This window comes from Bradyrhizobium sp. HKCCYLRH3099 (assembly GCF_051167855.1).
Classification (GTDB): domain Bacteria; phylum Pseudomonadota; class Alphaproteobacteria; order Rhizobiales; family Xanthobacteraceae; genus Bradyrhizobium.
The window spans coordinates 114,769-133,685 of record NZ_JBNPTW010000003.1 but is presented as its reverse complement, the minus strand read 5'-3'; the positions used below and the strand labels follow the sequence as shown (position 1 = coordinate 133,685).

Below are 18,917 nucleotides of genomic sequence, written 5' to 3'. Positions count from 1 at the left end.
CGACTAGCTGTCGTTGGATCGACGACGAGGTCCTCCGACATCCCGCAGGCCTACGCGCCGCAATCGAAATCCTGGAGATCTGTGATGTCCAAGCTTTGGCCGCAGGCCATCGCCGCGCCGCGGCTACGTCTGTTTGCCTGCAGCGTTCTGCTTGTCGCGAGCTGTATCGTCCCCGCGCGCGCCGATGACGCCATCGTCGACGTCCACGCGCTGCCGCGCGCCGAGGGCGCCGTGGAGGATACGTCGCGCCCCGATCGCTATCGTGTCGTCTACCGACTGCCGATGCCGCCTGCCGCAACCAATGCCGCCACCCAGCAGGTGCTGAGCGCCGACGGCTGGGTGCGCTACGTCAGGCCGCTGGAGGAGCGCAATCCGACGCTGAACTACAAGAAGGGCAAACAGGGCCTGTCGGCCTACGTCACCGGCAGCGGCGGCCGCATGGACCAGTCGGAGGTCAGCTACTCGCCGCAGCGGATCTACGCCAATGTGCCGTTCCCCGACGGCGCGACCGAGATCGTGTTCGACGAGACGCGGCCCTATCTGTCCTGCATCGTTGCGACGCCGGTCGATGCGACCATGGCCTTCTTCGCCAAGGAGATGACCGCGCTCGGCTGGCAGAAGCTGACCGCGGAGACCGCCGCACGCTGGCCCAATGCCGATCTCGGCGAGACCGCGCCGAACGGCGTGCGCGCCTTCTTCGGCCATGACGACAGCGACGGCTACCGCCGCCAGAATCCGGTGATGCTGACCCTGACCCGCCGCGACGATGGCAAGACCCTTGTCGAGATCCGCATCGCGCCCTTCGCACTCCCGGCGCAGCTCGAGGCCGGCGACGATCGCGCCGGACTGCCGATGCCGAAGCCGGCCAAATCGTCGCAAAGCTTGGGCAGCGCGACCTCGCCGAGCCGCCAGGCCAAGGGTGCCATCATCGCCGAGCTGCCGGCCGTGCTCGCGTTCTACACAAGCGAGCTGCCGGCGCGCGGCTTCCGGATCGAGGCGGCCGCACCGGGCACGCCGGATGACGTGACGCTCAAGGTCGCCTCGGCAGAGGAGACCGGCACGCTGAAACTGTCGCGCCGATATGATTTCACCATGGTCGAGCTGTCGATGCGCGCCACCGAAGCGGCGCTGGCCGCGCGTGCCAAGGCCAAGAAGGACGCCGACGACAAGTTCATGGCCGACGCCGCCGCGATGGCCAAACAGGTGATCGCGGCGGACGAGGTCCGGCGGGCTGCCCAGGCCGGAGCGATGTCGGATGCGCCGGTCAAGGCGCTGGCCGACAATCCCGCCCCGATCGCCCTGCCCGAGACCGCCGAGGCGGTGACCTTCGACGGCAATCAGGGCCGGCTGGAGTTCAAGTCGACCTCGTCGGTGAAGGCCCTCGCCGGCTTCTTCCGCTCGACCTTGAAGGCGGCCGGCTACAGGGAAGCGCCGACCGTGATCGACAATCCGACCATGGCGCGGCTGGAGTTTTCCGCGAAGGGCAAGTCGGTCGCGTTCACGATCATGCAGATGGGCCCCAAGGTGAACGTGACCGCCGACGGCAGCGCCCTGATCGCTGCAGCCAAGCCAGCGGCCGCCGCGCAGGCGTCGTCGCAACAGGCCAAGGACGCTCGCCCGCTCGAAGCCGATCCGTCGTCGGCGCTGCCGGTGCCGAAGGAGCGCAGCGCCACCTCGATGGCGACCTCCAAGGCGCCCGGCTTCGACACGCCCGTCCGCCTGGAGCTCGAAGCCAGCGTGCCCGCCGATCTCAACGCCGTGCTGGCGTTCTACCGTGCCGAGCTGACCAAACGCGGTTGGCAGGAGAAGCCCGAGGGCGCGCAGACCAGCGCCGACAAGGCCAGGCTCGCCTTCACCTCGCCGCAAGGGCCCGCCGTGCTGACGCTCGGCCGCGCGCGTGGCGAGACCTCGATCAACCTGGTGCAGAAGAACGCAGACGCCGCCGCGAAGGCCGAGATCCTGCCCAAGCCCGGCCAGGCCAAGCTGATGCTCGGCAATGCCGGCGACACCGATGCGGTGCTCACGATCAACAGGCAGGCGGTGAAGATCGCAGCCGGCACCGGCAGCCCGAAGACGCCCAAGGGCCCGCTGCTCGATCTGCCGCCCGGCAAATACCGCTACGAGATCAAGATCGCCAGCCGTGCGCCCGTGAGCGACACCATCGAGCTCGGCGCCGGCGACGCCTGGGGCCTGATGATCGGCCCGACCGGCCAGGCCCTGCCCTTGCCGCTGTACTGAGCCTGAGGGCGCCCGGCAGCGCGCCCTCCGCCAGCGATTGCGTGGATCGTCAGGCCGCTCCAACGGGCGGCCTGACGCCGTTGGAGCGCCCGCCTGAAGCGGCCGTCCCAGGCGCTGTCCGAACGCCTGCGAATGGCCGTCCGAATCGGCCTTGCGCAGGCCCCGAAGAGGGCTCCCGGACGGCTTGAAAAACCGTTAAAAAAACCCATCTCTTCAATATCTTAAGGCACGTCTTTTTGCGCTAGGCGCGCCCCCGCTTTCGTGGCACAAAGAGTGCTCTCAGCACCCTTGCGCGACATCGCCCATCGGCACCCCTTCCGGGACCCCTTCAAAGGCCTCACATGACCGAACCCGCCCGGCAAACCATCGCCGACAACGAGCCTGCCACCGCGAACGAATACGGCGCAGAATCGATCCGGGTGTTGAAGGGCCTGGATGCCGTGCGCAAGCGCCCGGGCATGTATATCGGCGACACCGATGACGGCTCCGGCCTGCACCACATGGTCTATGAGGTCGTCGACAACGCCATCGACGAGGCGCTCGCCGGTTATGCGAGCCGCGTCGAGGTCGTGCTGAACGCCGACAACTCCGTCACCGTGCGCGACGACGGCCGCGGCATTCCGGTCGACATCCACAAAGGCGAAGGCGTCTCCGCGGCCGAGGTCATCATGACCCAGCTGCACGCCGGCGGAAAGTTCGACCAGAACTCCTACAAGGTCTCCGGTGGTCTGCACGGCGTCGGCGTCTCCGTCGTCAACGCGCTGTCGAGCAAGCTCGAGCTGCGCATCTGGCGCGACGACAAGGAGCACCTCATCGTGTTCGCCCATGGCGACGCGGTGGCACCGCTACAGGTCGTCGGCGATACACCCGGCAAGCGCGGCACCGAGGTGACGTTCCTGGCGTCGACCGAGACCTTCAAGATGGTCGAATACGACTACGCGACGCTCGAACATCGCCTGCGCGAGCTCGCCTTCCTCAATTCCGGCGTCCACATCATCCTCTCCGACATGCGCCACGCGGTCGAGAAGCGCGAGGAGATGTTCTATTCCGGCGGCGTCGAGGAGTTCGTCAAATATCTCGATCGCAACAAGAAGGCGATCGTTCCCAATCCGATCATGGTGCGCTCGGAGTCGAACGGCATCACCGTCGAGGCGGCGCTGTGGTGGAACGACAGCTACCACGAGAACGTGCTGTGCTTCACCAACAACATTCCGCAGCGTGACGGCGGCACCCATCTCGCCGGCTTCCGTGGCGCCCTGACGCGCCAGGTCAACGGCTATGCCGAGGCCAATGCGAAGAAGGAAAAGATTGCGCTGACCGGCGACGATTGCCGCGAAGGCCTCACCGCGGTGCTCTCGGTGAAGGTGCCGGATCCGAAGTTCTCGTCGCAGACCAAGGACAAGCTGGTGTCCTCGGAAGTGCGCCCCGTGGTCGAAAACGTCCTCAACGAGGCGCTGTCGGCGTGGTTCGAGGAGCATCCGTCGGAGGCCAAGACCGTCGTCGGCAAGGTGATCCAGGCCGCCGCGGCGCGCGAGGCGGCGCGCAAGGCCCGCGAGCTGACGCGCAAGAATCCGCTCAACAACATCGCCTCGCTGCCCGGCAAGCTCGCCGACTGCCAGGAGAAGGATCCGGCCAAGTCCGAGCTGTTCATCGTCGAGGGTGACTCGGCCGGCGGCAGCGCCAAGCAGGGCCGCAACCGCGAGTTCCAGGCGGTGCTGCCGCTGCGCGGCAAGATCCTCAACGTCGAGCGCGTGCGTCCCGACAAGATGCTGTCGAGCGAGCAGATCGGCACGCTGATCACCGCTCTCGGCACGGGGATCAGCGACGACTTCTCGATCGACAAGCTGCGCTACCACAAGATCATCGTGATGACCGACGCCGACGTCGACGGCGCCCACATCCGCACCTTGCTGCTGACGTTCTTCTACCGGCAGATGCGCCAGATCATCGATCGCGGCCATCTCTACATCGCGCAGCCGCCGCTCTACAAGGTGACGCGCGGCAAGTCCGAGCAGTATCTGAAGGACGAGCGCGCGCTCGAGGACTACCTGATCGGCACCGGACTCGACGATTGCGTGTTCAGGACCGCCGAGGGCGAGGAACGCAAGGGCCGCGACCTGCTGGCGCTGGTCGAGGAGGCGCGGCTGGTCCGCAACATCCTGCGCAATCTGCACAGCCGCTACGACCGCAGCGTCGTCGAGCAGGCCGCGATTGCCGGCGTGCTGCGCGCGGACATCACGCGAGACATCGCCACCGCCGACGCCGCGGCCGATTACATCGCCAAGCGGCTCGACGTGCTGGCGGACGAAGTCGAACGCGGCTGGATCGGCCATTTCGTGGAAGGCCAGGGCTTTACGTTCGAGCGCACCGTGCGCGGCGTGAAGGACGTGGCTGTGATCGACGACGCTCTGCTGGCCTCGGCCGACGCGCGCAAGCTCGACGACTACGCCGCGCGCCTGCAGGACGCCTACGCCAAGCCCGGTTTCCTGCGCCGGGGCGATACCCAGACCGTGATCCATGGCCCGGTCGACCTGTTCGAGGCCGTCACCGATGCGGGCCGCAAGGGCATCGCCATGCAGCGCTACAAAGGGCTGGGCGAGATGAACCCGCAGCAGCTCTGGGAAACCACCCTCGACACCGAGGCGCGCACCCTGCTCCAGGTGAAGGTCAAGGAGGTCGACGAGGCTGACGACATCTTCACCAAGCTGATGGGCGACGTCGTCGAGCCCCGCCGCGAATTCATCCAGGACAATTCGCTGTCGGCGAACGTGGACGTGTAGGCGCGGGGCGCCGCCGCAGCGGTTCTCGATAGGCTGCTGTGCAACTCGGCATGTGATATTGGCGTTCTCGCTGTTCTTACGGAGGACATCGTCATGACCACTGTCACTGTTCGTGACCTTTCCGACGAAATCCATCGGGCTCCAAAGCTGCGCGCCACGCAAAATGCCCGCAGCATTGAGGCCGAAATCCGCGCCATTCTCGACGAAGCGACAAGTCCGAGCGACAGGCTGCGCATCGGCAGCAAACTCTCGGAGATGAGCCGCACAATCGGCCTCACGACTGCCGACATCGAGTTGCTGGAGCGGCAGCTGCTAGCCTGCCGCAAGGCCCCACACCGAATAAACCTGCTCGGCCCGGAGACTCTTTAGGACAGTGGTCTGCGTGCGGCTTCCGTGATAATTGCACGCCGGAGCGAGGTTCCGCTGTAGCCGGCGCCGCCTTTGACCTCAGCATCAAAAACGGACCGACACATGGCGCCCATTCAATACATCGTCGAGGGTGGTCACCGGCTCAAGGGCGCGATCGAGCCGTCGGGCAACAAGAACGCGGCGCTGCCGATCATCGCAGCCGCGCTTCTGACCGACCATCCGGTGACGCTCGATAATGTGCCGCGCATCCGCGACACCGAGACTCTGGTCGAGCTGGTCCGTTCGGTCGGCGCGTCGGCTGAATGGCGCGGCCGCAACCGGCTCGCGATCCATGCCAAGGAGATCCGCGCCGCCGACCTCGATCCGGACCTGTGCGCGCGCATCCGCGCCTCGATCCTGCTCGCCGGCCCCCTGCTCGCCCGCTGCGGCGAAGTGGCGCTGCCGCCGCCCGGCGGCGACGTGATCGGCCGCCGCCGCCTCGACACGCATTTCCTCGCCTTCGAGCAGCTCGGCGCCACCGTCACCGCGACCGACAAGATCGAGCTGCGCGCCTCCGGCCTCAAGGGTGCCGACGTCTTCCTCGACGAGCCCAGCGTCACCGCGACCGAGAATGCGCTGGTCGCGGCCGTTGCCGCGCACGGCACGACCTACCTGCGCAACGCCGCCTCCGAGCCCCACGTGCAGGACCTCGCGCACTTCCTCGTTGCGCTCGGCGCCAATATCGAGGGCATCGGCACCAACACGATGGTAATCCATGGCGCCAGCACGCTCGGCCAGGCGTCCTACGCGATCCAGCCCGATCACATCGAGGTCGGCTCGCTGATCGGCCTCGCCGCCGTGACGCGCTCGCCCTTGCGCATCGTGCGCGCCGGCACCGAGCATCTGCGCTCGATCCGCATGGGCTTCGAGCGGCTCGGCATCGTCTGCGAGGTCGCCGGCGACGATCTCATCGTGCCCTCCGACCAGACCATGAAGATCAAGGACGATTTCGGCGGCCACGTGCCGAAGCTGGAGGACCAGCCCTGGCCGGCCTTCCCCGCTGATCTGATGTCGATCGCGATCGTCACCGCCACGCAATGCGAGGGCGTGATCCTGATGTTCGAGAAGATGTTCGAGTCGCGGATGTTCTTCGTCGACAAGCTGATCTCGATGGGCGCCCGCATCGTGCTGTGCGACCCGCATCGCGCCATCGTCGCCGGCCCCAGCCAGCTGCGCGGCGCCCGCGTCGTCTCCCCCGACATCCGCGCCGGCATGGCCATGCTGCTCGCCGCGCTCTGCGCCGAGGGCACGTCCTATATCGACAACGCCGACCAGATCGAACGCGGCTACGAACGCATCGACGAACGCCTGAACGCGCTCGGCGCGAAGATCACGCGGGTGCCGGAGCGGGGACGGTAGACGTTCGCTCTGCTCTCTCCGCGTCACCGAAGGACCGTAGGGTGGGCAAAGAGCAGCCGCAGGCGGCTCGTGCCCACCGTCGAGCGACGGATGACACTGATGGTGGGCACGGCGCGAGCAACATCGCGGACGAACCGTGACAGAGTGGCGCGCCTTTGCCCACCCTACTCCTTGCTCTCAGCGAGTGCGGTGCTCGTGGAGAGCCCCCTCACCTCCCAGCCCTCTCCCCGCAAGCGGCGGGGGGACCACCGCCCGTGCCGCGAAGAGCCTGGATCCTACTTCGAGATGCCTGTTCAAACGATGTCGCTCACGCACCAATCGATCCTCGCCCTCCTGATACGCCATGAGGCCGCGGCGCTGGCCTTGTTTCGCGATACGTCCGTACCGGCCGACCCGTTCGAGGCGCACGCATGACGATCAGCGAGATCACGCCCGATGTCGACCGTGACCGATGGCTCGCCGGAGCCGACTTCGCCGATGCCTTCCGCATCACGATCGACGGCGCGGCCCTCGATGCCCGCACCACGGCCGAGCGCATGCTCGGTCATGCGCCCTGGTGGATGGCCGCTCTCCTGAAACTCCGCAATGCGCTCGTCAGGCCGTTCGGCTTGAAGACCTCGGGCGCGGACGCACGCCGTCCTGGCCCCATGATCGGGATTTTCCCGGTCATCGCACAGACGCCAAGCCAACTCGTGCTCGGCTTCGACGACCAGCATCTGGACTTCCGCGTTCTGGTCGACGTCGCGACAATCGGCGCAAGCTCTCAGGTGACCGCGACCACCCTGGTCCGGACCCACAACGCACTCGGCCGCATCTATCTCACCGTGATCACGCCGTTCCATCGCCTCGTGGTCAAGGCCACGCTACGGCAGGTCTCAGGAACCGCCTGAACGCGTTCAACGCGTCTCCGTCACGCGTCACGATCTCGAACGGTTTACCCGACACGCAGATCACATCGGAGCCGCCGGCAGCTCCGACCGAGTCAGCCCTTCGCGCTTTTTATTTTCCGAATTTTACGCTTGCGTTTGTTCCGCAAATCAGAAACAATGCCGCCATCCCGTCCTCATGAGAGGGACGCTTCGCGATCGTCACGGACCGTTGAGGGTGGGATGCGATGGATGCGGCGGCTTTCAGCGCGCGCTCGGGGCAATCCGAGGTCGGCGCGTGGACGAAGGAGCGGTCGCATACGGCGAAATCGTATGGTCCTGGCCTCCCGACGCTGAGGTCAAGCCGGCGAACGATCTGTCGGTGACGGTGGCCAACAAGCCCGGCGCACCGGGGAGAGTACGTATAAGCCGTTAAGACCATCGCGCAGGGAAGGCCGGTTGTGCGGCCCACCTGTGGTGACTGCCGCCTGCTACTTCTTTTGCAGGCGGGCCATGGGTGTGGTCAAGCACCCGGCCTTCCCTGCGCCCTCTCACTTCCAAGGGCCGCTCACTTTGCAAAGCTCGGGCGCGAAGCATGCCGCGAGAATGACAACGCACGCGCACGCGGCGGCCGTGCGATCCGACGGCTCTCATCGTTGCCGCAGGCTGCGTTCATACGCCGCATGTGTTCGAGAGGGAACAACGACCGTGATGTGCAGGAACCGGCGGAGGCTGCTATAGCCGCGTCCATGACCCCTATCGTTGCAACCGATCATGCGCCGCTTCCGGCGGCGCCGCCTGCCTCTTTCACCGTCGAACTCTGGGAGACGATCCGGCTCGCTGCGCCGATGGCGCTGACGCAGCTGTCGCAGATCGCGATGATGTCGACCGACCTCGCTTTCATCGGCCGCCTCGGCGGCGACGCGGTCGCGGCGGCCGCGCTGTCCGGCACCGTCTACTTCGTCGGCTCGACCTTCGGCATGGGCCTGATGTCGGCGGTGGCGCCGCTGGCCGCGCAGGCGTTCGGCGCCGGAGACGCCGGGCTGGTCCGGCGCGCGCTGCGAGTCGGCCTGTGGACCGGTCTCTTCATTGCGCTGCCGATCATGCTGATCGCGCTGAACGGCGAAGCCATCCTGCTCGCGCTCGGGCAGACGCCCCGCGTCGCGCATCTCGCACAGGACTATCTGGCCGGTCTCGCCTGGGGCGTCGCGCCGATGCTGTGGTTCCTGGCGCTGCGCAGCTTCATGGGCGCGGTCAATCGCCCGGAGCCGGTGCTCGGGATCACGCTCGCCGCGATCCCGCTCAATGCGTTGCTGGTCTATCCGCTGCTGTACGGCGCGTGGGGATTTCCGCAGCTCGGCCTGACCGGCGTCGGGCTTGCGACCTCCACCGTGAACCTGGCGACGTTTCTCGCGGGGCTCTGGTTCGCCGTGTTTCGTCCGCCCTTCCGCGACTATCGCGTGCTCGCGCGACTGGGACAGATCGACTGGCGGCTGCTGCGGCAGCTGCTCATCATCGGCGCGCCGATCTCGCTGTCGTTCCTGCTGGAATACGGCCTGTTCTCGGCGGCCGCGATCCTGATGGGACTGATCAGCACGCCCGCGCTCGCCGCGCATCAGATCGCGCTGCAGATCACCGCGATCCTGTTCATGGTTCCGTTCGGCATCAGCATGGCGGCGACGGTGCGCGTCGGCCACGCCGCGGGGCGCAACGATGCGCAGGGCGTGCGCCGCGCCGGGTTGATGGCACTGCTGCTCGGCCTTGCGCTGGCGCTGCTTTTCACACTCGGCATCATCCTCGCGCGGTTCGAGCTCGTGCAGCTGTTTCTCGGCAGCGGCGTCGCCGATGTCGGAGCGACCGTCGCGCTCGCCGCCACCCTGCTGCTGGTCGGAACCACCTTCTTCATCACCGATGCGCTGCAGACCATCGCCGTCGGTGCGCTGCGCGGCATCAAGGACACGCGCGTGCCCTTGCTGCTCGCCGTGCTCGGCTACTGGCTGATCGGCTTTCCTGCGTCCTATGGGCTCGGGCTGCACACCTCGCTCGGCGCGACCGGCATCTGGATCGGGCTGTCGCTCGGCACCAGCATCTATGCGGCACTGCTCGTGCTGCGCTTCCTCAGGCTGTCGCGATGATGTCAGGCGCCCGCGGTATCGGACGTCTCCTCGGGCTCAGGCCGATGCGGCTTGCCGGGCGATGTCTCGGCCCATTCGGCGATGACCCGTTCGAGGTCGATCAGGTTCTGCCGCATCTGATCGAGCGAGAAGCCGAGCGCGAAGAAGCGCTCGGCGGCGTCGCCCGGCAGACCCCGCGTCAGGCCGTCGCTGCGCAACGCGGCGACCGCCTCGGCATAGGACTTGACCGCGACATGCACCGGCCAGATCGCCGGCGGTCCGGAGCCGTTACGGATGGCGGCGGCGCAGCCGCGCAGATAGCCGGCGATGGCGTCGCTGACGCGCGTGACCGGGCCCGACAGGCGCGTCTGCAGCTCCGAGGGCAGCGGCACCACGCTGGCGCGGCCGATCATCACGACGTCATGGCGCAGCCGCAGGATGGTTCGCAACAGCGGGCCGGTGTCGGCGCCCGACGACAGCCGCGCCGACCGCTCGCGCTCGGCCTCGGCGCCGGTGGCGTTCAACTCGCTCAGGGCGGTGCCGATGCCGTCCTGGATTCGATGCAGCGCGTCGTTGTCGCGGCCGCGCGACAGGCCGGCCAGCAACTCGGTGAAGGCGGCCGCGATCAGCTCGAGCAGGCGCCCGGCAGCGCTGCGCATCTGCACGTGAGCGCGCGACGGCAGCACCACGAACGATACGGCAAGCCCGGTGAGCGCACCGACAGCGACCTCGAACACGCGGTCGACCGCCGAGCCCAGCGGATCGAGATGGCCCATGGTCGGGACAAGCAGCACGATGACGGCCGTCACCGTGGCGGCGTTGAGGCTCGGATTGAGCGCGGCGATGAAGGCGAGCGGCGTCACCGCCAGGATCAGCATGCCCAGCAATTGCAACTCGCCGGAATGCGGGATGAACACGGTGATGGCGCCGCCATAGATCGCGCCGCCGATGGTGCCGAACATGTAGTCGCGCGTCGCCTTCAGCGAGCGCCCGACGCTGCCTTGCGTCACGATCAGCGAGGTCAGCACCGCCCACAGCGGCAGCTTGAGCTGGAGAGCGGTTGCGATCGCGAAGGCGAGCGTCGCCGCCACCGTGCCGCGCACGGCGAGCGACATCTGCGCCCTGCGGGCATACACCCGGCCGAACAGCTCCTTGATCGACGGCATCAGTCACTCACCTCGAACGGACCAGCGCGGTCCCGGCATGGCAGCCCTTCGCAACGCGGAACCGGCTTGAAAGCCGGAATCAGTCTGCCTACGGTCGCCGCAACGATGTGAGGAAACACGATGGCCCAGGAAACCGCAACGCTCGCCGCCTATGTCGCCGACCTGAAATATGACGATATCCCGCCCGAGGTGCTCGACCGCGCCAAGGTGCTGACGCTCGATTTTCTCGGCAGCGCCATCCGCGCCCGGCGCGAGGCGGAATCGACGCCGTCGGTCGTCAACATGCTGGCGGCGTTGAAGCTGGATGCCGCGGGCGAGGCCACCGTGTTCGGTGACTCCCGGACGTGGACACCGGCCGTGGCGGCGCTGCTCAACGGGACGATGGGCCACTCGCTCGACTTCGACGATACCCACGCGGACTCCTCGCTGCATCCGAGCGCGCCGGTGGTACCCGCCGCCTTCGCCGTCGGCGAGATGGTCGGCGCGTCCGGCCGCGAGGTGCTGACCGCGATCGTCGCCGGCTATGAGGTGTGCTGCCGGCTCGGCAACGCGCTCGATCCGACCTCGCATTATGGGCGCGGCTTCCACCCGACCGCGACCGCCGGCACCTACGGCGCAGCGGCGGCCGCGGGCAAGCTGTTCGGATTGTCCGAGCAGCAGCTCGTCTACGCCTTCGGCGTCTCCGGCAGCCAGGCGGCGGGCTCGCTGCAGTTTCTCGTCAACGGCGCCTGGAACAAGCGCTATCAGGTCGGGGCGTCGGCGATGAACGGCGTGATCGCGGCGACGCTCGCCAAGAATGATTTCGTCGGCGCGATCGAATCCGTCGAGGGCAAGCATGGGCTCCTGGTCGGCTACACCGACACGCCGCATCATGAGAAGGCGGTCGCGGGTCTCGGCACGACCTACGAGACGATGAAGATCGGCGTGAAGCCGTATCCGAGCTGCCGCTATACCCATGCGGCGATCGACGCCATCATCGCGCTGCGCCGCGAGCACAATCTGACGCCGGACCAGGTCAGGCGCGTCGAGGTCGGCCTGCATCGCAACGGCATCACCTTGACCGGCGACGCGAGCACCAAGCGGCATCCGACCTCGATCGTCGGCGGCCAGTTCTCGATGTTCTTCACCGGCGCGCTCGCGCTCGACCAGGGCCGCTTCGGCTGGGACGACTACACGCGTCTGGGTGACAGCGCGATCAACAGCCTCGCCGACAAGTTCGACGTCGTGCAGGACGACAAATTGGAAGGCCGCAGCCATCCCTTCGGCGCGCGCGTCACCATCACCACCGAGGACGGCGTGCACGAGCGGATGCATGATGATCCCTCGGGCGAGCCGACGTCGTTTCCGACGGCGCAGGCGATGAGCGACAAGTTCATCACCTTGGCGCGGCCGGTGCTGAGCAGCCGCGCGCAAACTTTTGCCGATGCGATTCTCTCCTTGGAGCGGTTCGATCGCGTCGCGCAGGCCACCGCTTTGGGGAGAGCCTGATCCAAGCATCACTCCCCACGCGTCGCCGCGATCACGTCGCTCACGAGCTGCGCCACGCCGTCGGCCTCCGGCGGCCAGTTCACGGTGCGGCCGAAGCGCGCGATGACCAGGCGCTCCGAAGGGATGACGACGACATACTGGCCGAGCGTGCCTTTGGCGAAGAAGGCATCGCGCGGCCAGCCGTGGGAGACGCGATAGGTAGCGCCAAAGCTGTCGCCGCGGTTGGTCCAGAAGCCGGCGCCGAGGCCGACGAAGGCTCCGGGAGTCGGGGTGCTGACGTAATCGACCCAGCCGGCGGGCAGGATGCGGCGGCCGGCGATCACGCCATCGTCGAGATACAATTGGCCAAGCCGCGCCCAGTCGCGCGCGGTGGCCAGCATCTGGCTCGATCCTTCCGGCGTGCCGGCGGCATCGAATTCGATGGTGACGTTGCGCATGCCGAGCGGATCGAACAACTCGCGATGCGCAAACCGCAGGACATCCGCGGCACTGCCGCCGGCGGCGGCGCGGATGAGATGCGAGAGGATGACGGTGTTGCCGTCGTGATAGTTGCTGACCGCGCCCGGCGCGGTTTCGAGCGGCATGGATTCGGCAAACGCCGCGCGGTCTGGCTCGACGAACTTCATCCGGTTGACCGGCTCCAACGCAGACAACAACGAGGCCTGCAACGAGCTGCCGAGCGCGAGCCCGGCGGTGTGGCGGAGAAGGTGATCGACGGTGATGGCGTGGCGCGGATCGGCCTCGCCCTGCCAGGCCGCGACCGGTGCGGGCGCATGCAAAGCGAGCTTGTTCTGACGAACGAGGATGCCGATCAGGGTCGCGGTCATCGACTTGGTTGCGGAGAAGCCGAGCAGCGGCGTGTCGAGCGCGAAGCCGGGAGCATAGCGTTCGGCGATCAGTTTGCTGTCCTTGAGCACGACGACCGCATGGGTGCGCCGAAAGGGCGGCGCTTCCGGCTCGGCGAAGGCCCGGTCGAGGGCGGCGGCCAAGGCCGGCGTGGCCGGCTCCACGGGGCGCGGAGGGCCGATCTCGGCTGGCAAGGCCGGCGACGGCGTGGGCAGCCGCATGGCCGGCCATCCCTCCGCCCCGCCATGATCGAGATGGCAACCGAGGCCGTCGCGATAGACCGCATGACTGCGGCCGAGCCCCAGCAGCGTCACGGTGACGTCCTTGGTGGCCCGGTCCACTTGGACATTCATGGCCCAGGTCAGCAGGCCAGCACCAGGCATCGCGTCGCGTGTCTCGGCCAGCACACGCTCCGGATCGAGGCCGGAGACGAAGGTCTCCGAGCACACGACGCTGGCGATGAAGCCCGTCGCCACTTGCGGCACATCGCGGGCCCGGGCGGCGCCGAGTGCAAGGGCGGTCACGGCGACAGTCGACACGAAGACGAGAAGCAGGCGGCGGCGGGTCATGGGAAGCTCCGGCAGATGAACCTGCCGGACCACACCGCAGCGGCCGTCGCACGGCTCGCCGATTTCGAAACATGCACCCGCCGAAACGCGCGGCGAGCTCGCCGATTTCGGAATTCTCCTTTGATGTCAGCGCTCGAACCATCACGCCGCGGCCAGCCTCATGCGCCGGAACTCGGTCGGCGTCACGCCCGTCGCCGCCTTGAACGCGCGGTTGAAGGGGCCGAGCGACTGGAAGCCGGCGTCCATCGCGATGGTGATCACGGGCACCTCGGCCTGGGCCGGATCGGCGAGCGCGGCCTTGGCTTCCTCGATGCGGTGGTTGTTCAGGAAGGTGTTGAAGTTGCGATAGCCGAGTTCGCCATTGATGAGCCGGCGCAGCCGGTACTCGGGAATGGCGAGCCGGGTCGCCAGCATGCCGATGGTGACGTTCTCCTGCCTGTAGATCCGCTCGTCGGCCATCAGCCGCATCAGCGCGTCGACCAGCTTGCGGTTGGCGGCAGGCTGGGCCGCGACAACCGGCTCCGGCACGCTTATCGCGTCATGCGGCGCCTCGGGAGCGAACACGTCGGACGCACCGACCTTCAGCAGCATCAGCGCGACGGCGCCGACGACGGCCAAGAACATCGCCGCATTGACGACATTGGCGAGCTCCGACGGACCACTGCCAGCCGCGACCATCTGCAGCAGCGCGTTGACGCCGCCGTAACCAAGCGCCGCGATGACGACGAAGGCGCGGACGCGACGGCGGCCCTCGACGAGATCCGCCGACCACGACCGGATCGTCTGCGCCAGAGTCAGTCCGACGAAACCAAGCGCCAGCAAATTGTTCGCGACGATGACGATCCGCGCATGCCCCGCCGGCCCGAGCACGAGGCAGCTGATCAGGCTGAAGCCGAACACCGCGAGCCAGATCAGACCGTGCCGCCATCGCGGTGCGAAGCCGTCATCAAACAGCGCGCGGCAGAACAGCCAGAGCACGACGATGTCGGCGGTCGCGAGCGCGATCAGCGGCGCGGCGGCGAGCGATGGCACCGCGGTGCCGCCGATATTGAACGTCGCCGCATGCGCGGCCGAGCCGAGCGCCAGCGCGACCGCGAGCCGGCCGACCGGCTGCTTGCCGAGATCACGCCACAACGACACGGCCAGCATGGCGAGCAGCGCGATGGCTGCGGCGCGGAGGGCGAGATCGAGGTGGTCGAGCGGCATCATCACACGTCCATGATCGGCGCCGGAACTCTAGGCCGGGCCTTGACGGCTTTCAAATCGCACGGATGTCGCGACGTCATGCCCTGCCCTCGCCGTCGCGAAACTGCTAAGCTCGCGCAACCACTTTTCAGGAGTGTCCCATGAGCTGGCAGCCATCGATCGATCCCGAATTCGGCGATCCCACCTCCTGCGATGCGCTGGAGCATGTCATCGTGCCGCGCACCCGCGATCTCGGCGACGGCTTCGCCGTGCGCCGCGCGCTGCCGCATGGCCGCCGGCAGATGGTCGGACCGTTCATCTTCTTCGATCATTTCGGCCCGGTGCAGTTCGTCTCCGGCAAGGGCATGGACGTGCGGCCGCATCCGCATATCGGCTTGGCCACCGTCACCTATCTGTTCGACGGCGCCATTATGCATCGCGACAGCGAGGGCAACGTCCAGGAGATCCAGCCTGGCGCGATGAACCTGATGACCGCCGGCCGCGGCATCGCGCATTCCGAACGCACGCCGGACCTGCAGCGGCAGAACGGGCAGCAGATGCTGGGCCTGCAGAGCTGGATCGCGCTCCCTGTGGAATCCGAGGAGATTGCGCCGAGCTTTCAGCATTATGCGGCGGGCGCGCTGCCGACCGTCAGCGACACCGGCTTTTCGGCGCGCATCATTGCCGGCAAGGCGTTCGGAAAAGCCTCGCCGGTGACGATGGTCTCGCCCTGGTTCTATGTCGAGGTCACGGCGCAGGCCGGCACCATCGTGCCGCTCGATCCTGACCACGAGGAGCGCGCGATCTATATCGTCGACGGCGAAATCGAGATCGCGCGCGAGCGCCATGAGGGCCCGCGGCTGCTGATCTTCCGTCCCGGTGACGCCATCAGCGTCCGCACCATCAAGCCGACCCGGATGATGTTCCTCGGCGGCGATGCGCTGGAGGGGCCGCGCCATGTCTGGTGGAATTTCGTTTCCTCCAGCAAGGAGCGCATCGAGCAGGCCAAGCAGGACTGGAAAACCGGCCGCTTCGCCGCCGTTCCGCAGGAGCACGAGTTCATTCCGCTGCCGGAATAGGCTATGGGGAGCGACGCTCTCTTTCGAAGGCCCTGACCCATGACCACGCTTCTCGCCAGCAATCTGCCGCTCCCGAAGATCGGCCGCGGCAAGGTCCGCGACATCTATGCCGTCGGCGACGACCGCGTGCTGCTGCTGACCACCGATCGCATCTCCGCGTTCGACGTCGTGATGAACGAGACCATCCCGATGAAGGGCGCGGTGCTGACGCAGATCTCGTCCTACTGGTTCAGCGCGCTCGAAGGCGTCGTGCATCACCACATGATCTCGGCCGATACGGATGAGATCATCGCCGCGGTGCCCGAGCTGAAGCCGCATCGCGAGGAGATTCTGGGCCGCGCGATGCTGTGCAAGCGCACCACCGTGTTTCCGATCGAATGCGTGATCCGCGGCTATCTCTCCGGCTCGGCCTGGAAGGAATACGCCGCGAGCGGCACGCTGGCCGGCGAGCAGTTGGCCGCAGGTCTCGTCGAGAGCCAGAAGCTGGAGCCCGCGATCTTCAGCCCGGCGACCAAGGCCGAGACCGGCCACGACGAGAACATCACCATCGCCCGGATGCGCGAGGTGGTCGGCGACGACACGGCGTATACGCTCGAGAGCATGACGCGCGCGGTCTATACGCTCGGCGAAAAGCTCGCCCGCGAGCAGGGCATCATCATTGCCGATACCAAGTTCGAGTTCGGCCGCGACAAGGACGGCAACATCATCCTGATCGACGAAGTGATGACGCCCGACAGTTCGCGGTTCTGGGCCGTCGATGCCTATCAGCCGGGCCAGCCGCAGCCGAGCTTCGACAAGCAGCCGTTGCGCGACTATCTGGATTCCGAACGCAAGGCGGGCCGCTGGAACGGCGAAGCTCCTCCGCCGCCGCTGCCTCGAAGCGTGGTGGACGCGACCAGCCAGCGCTATCTCGAAGCGTTCCGGCGCGTGACGGGGAGTGAGCTGAATATCTGAAGATCGCAGGCTCATGCGTTGACGGTTGGGTTGGGCTTTTTGTCTTAGCGCATCATCGACAGTGTGCATCGGGGACCCCCACCCCCGACCCCTCCCCGCAAGGGGGAGGGGCCAATCTGCGGCCGCTTTCTTGGTCAATTCGAACTCCTCAGCCTTTCTGCTCGAAATCTTGTGGCAAGAGGCACGCTCTGTCGTCTCCCCTCCCCCTTGCGGGGAGGGGTCGGGGGTGGGGGTCCGCTCGGCGAGATCATCATGATGCGCACCAATACGCCCGCAGCGCCGTCGCGCCCGAGTTGATCAAAACAGAGCCCTCCGAAAATGCCGAGGGCGCAGGGAAGGCCGGGAGCTGGCTGCTCCCATGGCCCGCGTGCGAAAAAGAATGCACGCGGCGGTCACCACAGGTTCAGCCGAGACATCCCGGCCCTCCCTGCGCGATGGGTTTAACGTCTGCTCCGAGCTCTCCCCGGGGACCGGGCTTTCTTGCCCCCGTCGCCAGTGCGACACGTCCTGTCAAGGATCACGTCACACCGACTTGACGCCAGCATCGGGGCGCCAGGACCACACGGCTTGAACGTCCGCGAGCTGTCCATCGTCCAGCGCATCAGCACCTGACAGACCCGCGGCCACCGCTCCCCGCCTCTACGTATCGTGACGACGCGTACGCCCCTCTGCATGAGGACGGGATGGGCGCATCAAAGCATGATTTCTGATTTTTAGCAAGCGTCTTTTTGCCCGCCCGGATGGGTCACCGTTCGCGCAAGCGCCACGACCCCAGCCAGCGATCGACACCACTCAGCCATCAATCGCCTTCCGCAAACTGATGCTCGACATGGAATGACTTGGCGGTCACCCGCCATGCGCCGTCGATCAGATGAAAACAGAGATAGTCGAGATAGAGGATCCGATCGATCCTGACCCTCACCTTCACGAGCGCCTGCGTTGCCGATGCCAGATCGACCAGCAGCACCTCTTGCTGACGCGGCGCCGCTTTCGCTTCCGGCGAGGGAGTTGTTTCCAGCACATGGCGATATTCGGCCGCGGTCAGAACGCGCAGCGCCTGATCGCGGAAGCCGTGCAACTGCGCTGTGGGTGCGAACACACGATCGAAACGGCTGACGTCGAAGTCGAACATCATGTCGAAGTAACGATCGACGGTAGAAAGCAGTGTGTGGGGCGGTGCAGGATCTGTCATGTTCAGCTCACGGGTGGTGTTGACTGCCCTTGATCTTGGCGCGGAACGCCGCAGCATGTCCTTGCGAACTGTGCTAACCTCCCGATCCTCGGCGCAATGAATTGTCCCTTCAGCAGCCGGATTGGGCGAGACATGCCAAAAATCACGCTCGATGCCATCGACCATCGCATTATCCGCGAGCTGCAAGCTGATGCACGGCTGAGCAATGTCGAGCTTGCGGATCGCGTCGGACTGTCACCTTCTCCATGCCTTCGGCGCGTAAAGCGGCTGGAGCGCGATGGCATCATTCAAGGTTACCGCGCGGTGCTCAACCGCGACAGCGTGGGGCTGGGCTTTTCCGCGTTCCTCGCCGTCAAGATCGAGGGACATGCCAACGTGCACGCGCTCGACTTCGAGGACACCGTTTGCGCGATGCCCGAAGTCCTCGCCTGTCATCTGGTGTCCGGCGACTCAGACTACTTGCTCGAAGTCGTGACGGCCGATCTGGAGCACTACCGGCGCTTCCTGGTCGAACGATTGCTGAACCTGCCGATCGTCCGGGAGGTCAAAAGCAATATCGCCATTCAGACCCGCAAGGCAACGGCCCCGTTGCCGCTTTCAGAACCGCTCTGAGGGTGTGGACAGTCGGAGAGTGAGAGCAATGATTTCGAGGAGTCGTGCGCAAGAGGTCGCG

General features: G+C 66.7%; 14 protein-coding genes. 10 read left to right on the top strand and 4 right to left on the bottom strand.

Annotated features, from left to right (window positions below):
- The first annotated feature begins 84 nt into the window (after positions 1-84).
- From ACQR1Y_RS08935 to ACQR1Y_RS08910, 6 genes are all read left to right on the top strand, one after another.
- Positions 85-2,238 (top strand): hypothetical protein, encoded by a 2,154-nt coding sequence (locus ACQR1Y_RS08935; RefSeq protein WP_434876259.1) that lies wholly within the window; start codon positions 85-87, stop codon positions 2,236-2,238.
- A 341-nt stretch (positions 2,239-2,579) separates the two neighbouring features.
- Positions 2,580-5,018, top strand: a complete 2,439-nt coding sequence (gene gyrB / locus ACQR1Y_RS08930) for a DNA topoisomerase (ATP-hydrolyzing) subunit B (RefSeq protein WP_434876260.1) — start codon at positions 2,580-2,582, stop codon at positions 5,016-5,018.
- Between the two features lie 93 nt (positions 5,019-5,111).
- Positions 5,112-5,387, top strand: coding sequence for a FitA-like ribbon-helix-helix domain-containing protein (locus ACQR1Y_RS08925; protein WP_434876261.1), 276 nt, complete (start codon positions 5,112-5,114; stop codon positions 5,385-5,387).
- A 102-nt stretch (positions 5,388-5,489) separates the two neighbouring features.
- Positions 5,490-6,785, top strand: a complete 1,296-nt coding sequence (gene murA, locus ACQR1Y_RS08920; protein WP_172110530.1) for a UDP-N-acetylglucosamine 1-carboxyvinyltransferase — start codon at positions 5,490-5,492, stop codon at positions 6,783-6,785.
- 410 nt (positions 6,786-7,195) lie between these two features.
- Entirely contained in the window at positions 7,196-7,675 is a 480-nt protein-coding gene (locus tag ACQR1Y_RS08915; RefSeq protein ID WP_434876262.1) for a DUF2867 domain-containing protein, read from the top strand.
- Between the two features lie 725 nt (positions 7,676-8,400).
- Positions 8,401-9,786 (top strand): MATE family efflux transporter, encoded by a 1,386-nt coding sequence (locus ACQR1Y_RS08910; RefSeq protein WP_434876263.1) that lies wholly within the window; start codon positions 8,401-8,403, stop codon positions 9,784-9,786.
- Between the two features lie 2 nt (positions 9,787-9,788).
- On the opposite strand, the gene ACQR1Y_RS08905 is transcribed toward ACQR1Y_RS08910, so the two are convergent.
- Entirely contained in the window at positions 9,789-10,931 is a 1,143-nt protein-coding gene (locus ACQR1Y_RS08905) for an FUSC family protein (RefSeq protein WP_434858107.1), read from the bottom strand.
- A gap of 120 nt (positions 10,932-11,051) precedes the next feature.
- On the opposite strand from ACQR1Y_RS08905, the gene ACQR1Y_RS08900 reads away from it, so the two are divergent.
- Positions 11,052-12,419 (top strand): MmgE/PrpD family protein, encoded by a 1,368-nt coding sequence (locus tag ACQR1Y_RS08900; RefSeq protein WP_434876264.1) that lies wholly within the window; start codon positions 11,052-11,054, stop codon positions 12,417-12,419.
- 8 nt (positions 12,420-12,427) lie between these two features.
- On the opposite strand, the gene ACQR1Y_RS08895 is transcribed toward ACQR1Y_RS08900, so the two are convergent.
- Entirely contained in the window at positions 12,428-13,834 is a 1,407-nt protein-coding gene (locus tag ACQR1Y_RS08895; protein WP_434876265.1) for a serine hydrolase domain-containing protein, read from the bottom strand.
- Positions 13,835-13,975: 141 nt separating this feature from the next.
- The gene (locus tag ACQR1Y_RS08890; RefSeq protein ID WP_434876341.1) at positions 13,976-15,040 is read right to left on the bottom strand and encodes a helix-turn-helix domain-containing protein; all 1,065 of its coding nucleotides are present in this window, start codon (positions 15,038-15,040) and stop codon (positions 13,976-13,978) included.
- A gap of 140 nt (positions 15,041-15,180) precedes the next feature.
- Here ACQR1Y_RS08890 and ACQR1Y_RS08885 point away from each other — a divergent pair, with 140 nt between their 5' ends.
- Both ACQR1Y_RS08885 and ACQR1Y_RS08880 read left to right on the top strand, forming a co-directional pair.
- Positions 15,181-16,098, top strand: coding sequence for a pirin family protein (locus tag ACQR1Y_RS08885; RefSeq protein WP_434876266.1), 918 nt, complete (start codon positions 15,181-15,183; stop codon positions 16,096-16,098).
- A 39-nt stretch (positions 16,099-16,137) separates the two neighbouring features.
- Positions 16,138-17,052, top strand: coding sequence for a phosphoribosylaminoimidazolesuccinocarboxamide synthase (locus ACQR1Y_RS08880; RefSeq protein WP_434876267.1), 915 nt, complete (start codon positions 16,138-16,140; stop codon positions 17,050-17,052).
- Between the two features lie 799 nt (positions 17,053-17,851).
- On the opposite strand, the gene ACQR1Y_RS08875 is transcribed toward ACQR1Y_RS08880, so the two are convergent.
- The gene (locus ACQR1Y_RS08875) at positions 17,852-18,409 is read right to left on the bottom strand and encodes a nuclear transport factor 2 family protein (protein ID WP_434858102.1); all 558 of its coding nucleotides are present in this window, start codon (positions 18,407-18,409) and stop codon (positions 17,852-17,854) included.
- On the opposite strand from ACQR1Y_RS08875, the gene ACQR1Y_RS08870 reads away from it, so the two are divergent.
- On the top strand, positions 18,377-18,856 hold the full coding sequence (locus ACQR1Y_RS08870; protein WP_434858101.1) for an Lrp/AsnC family transcriptional regulator: 480 nt from the start codon (positions 18,377-18,379) through the stop codon (positions 18,854-18,856). The genes ACQR1Y_RS08875 and ACQR1Y_RS08870 overlap by 33 nt on opposite strands.
- Positions 18,857-18,917: the final 61 nt, after the last annotated feature.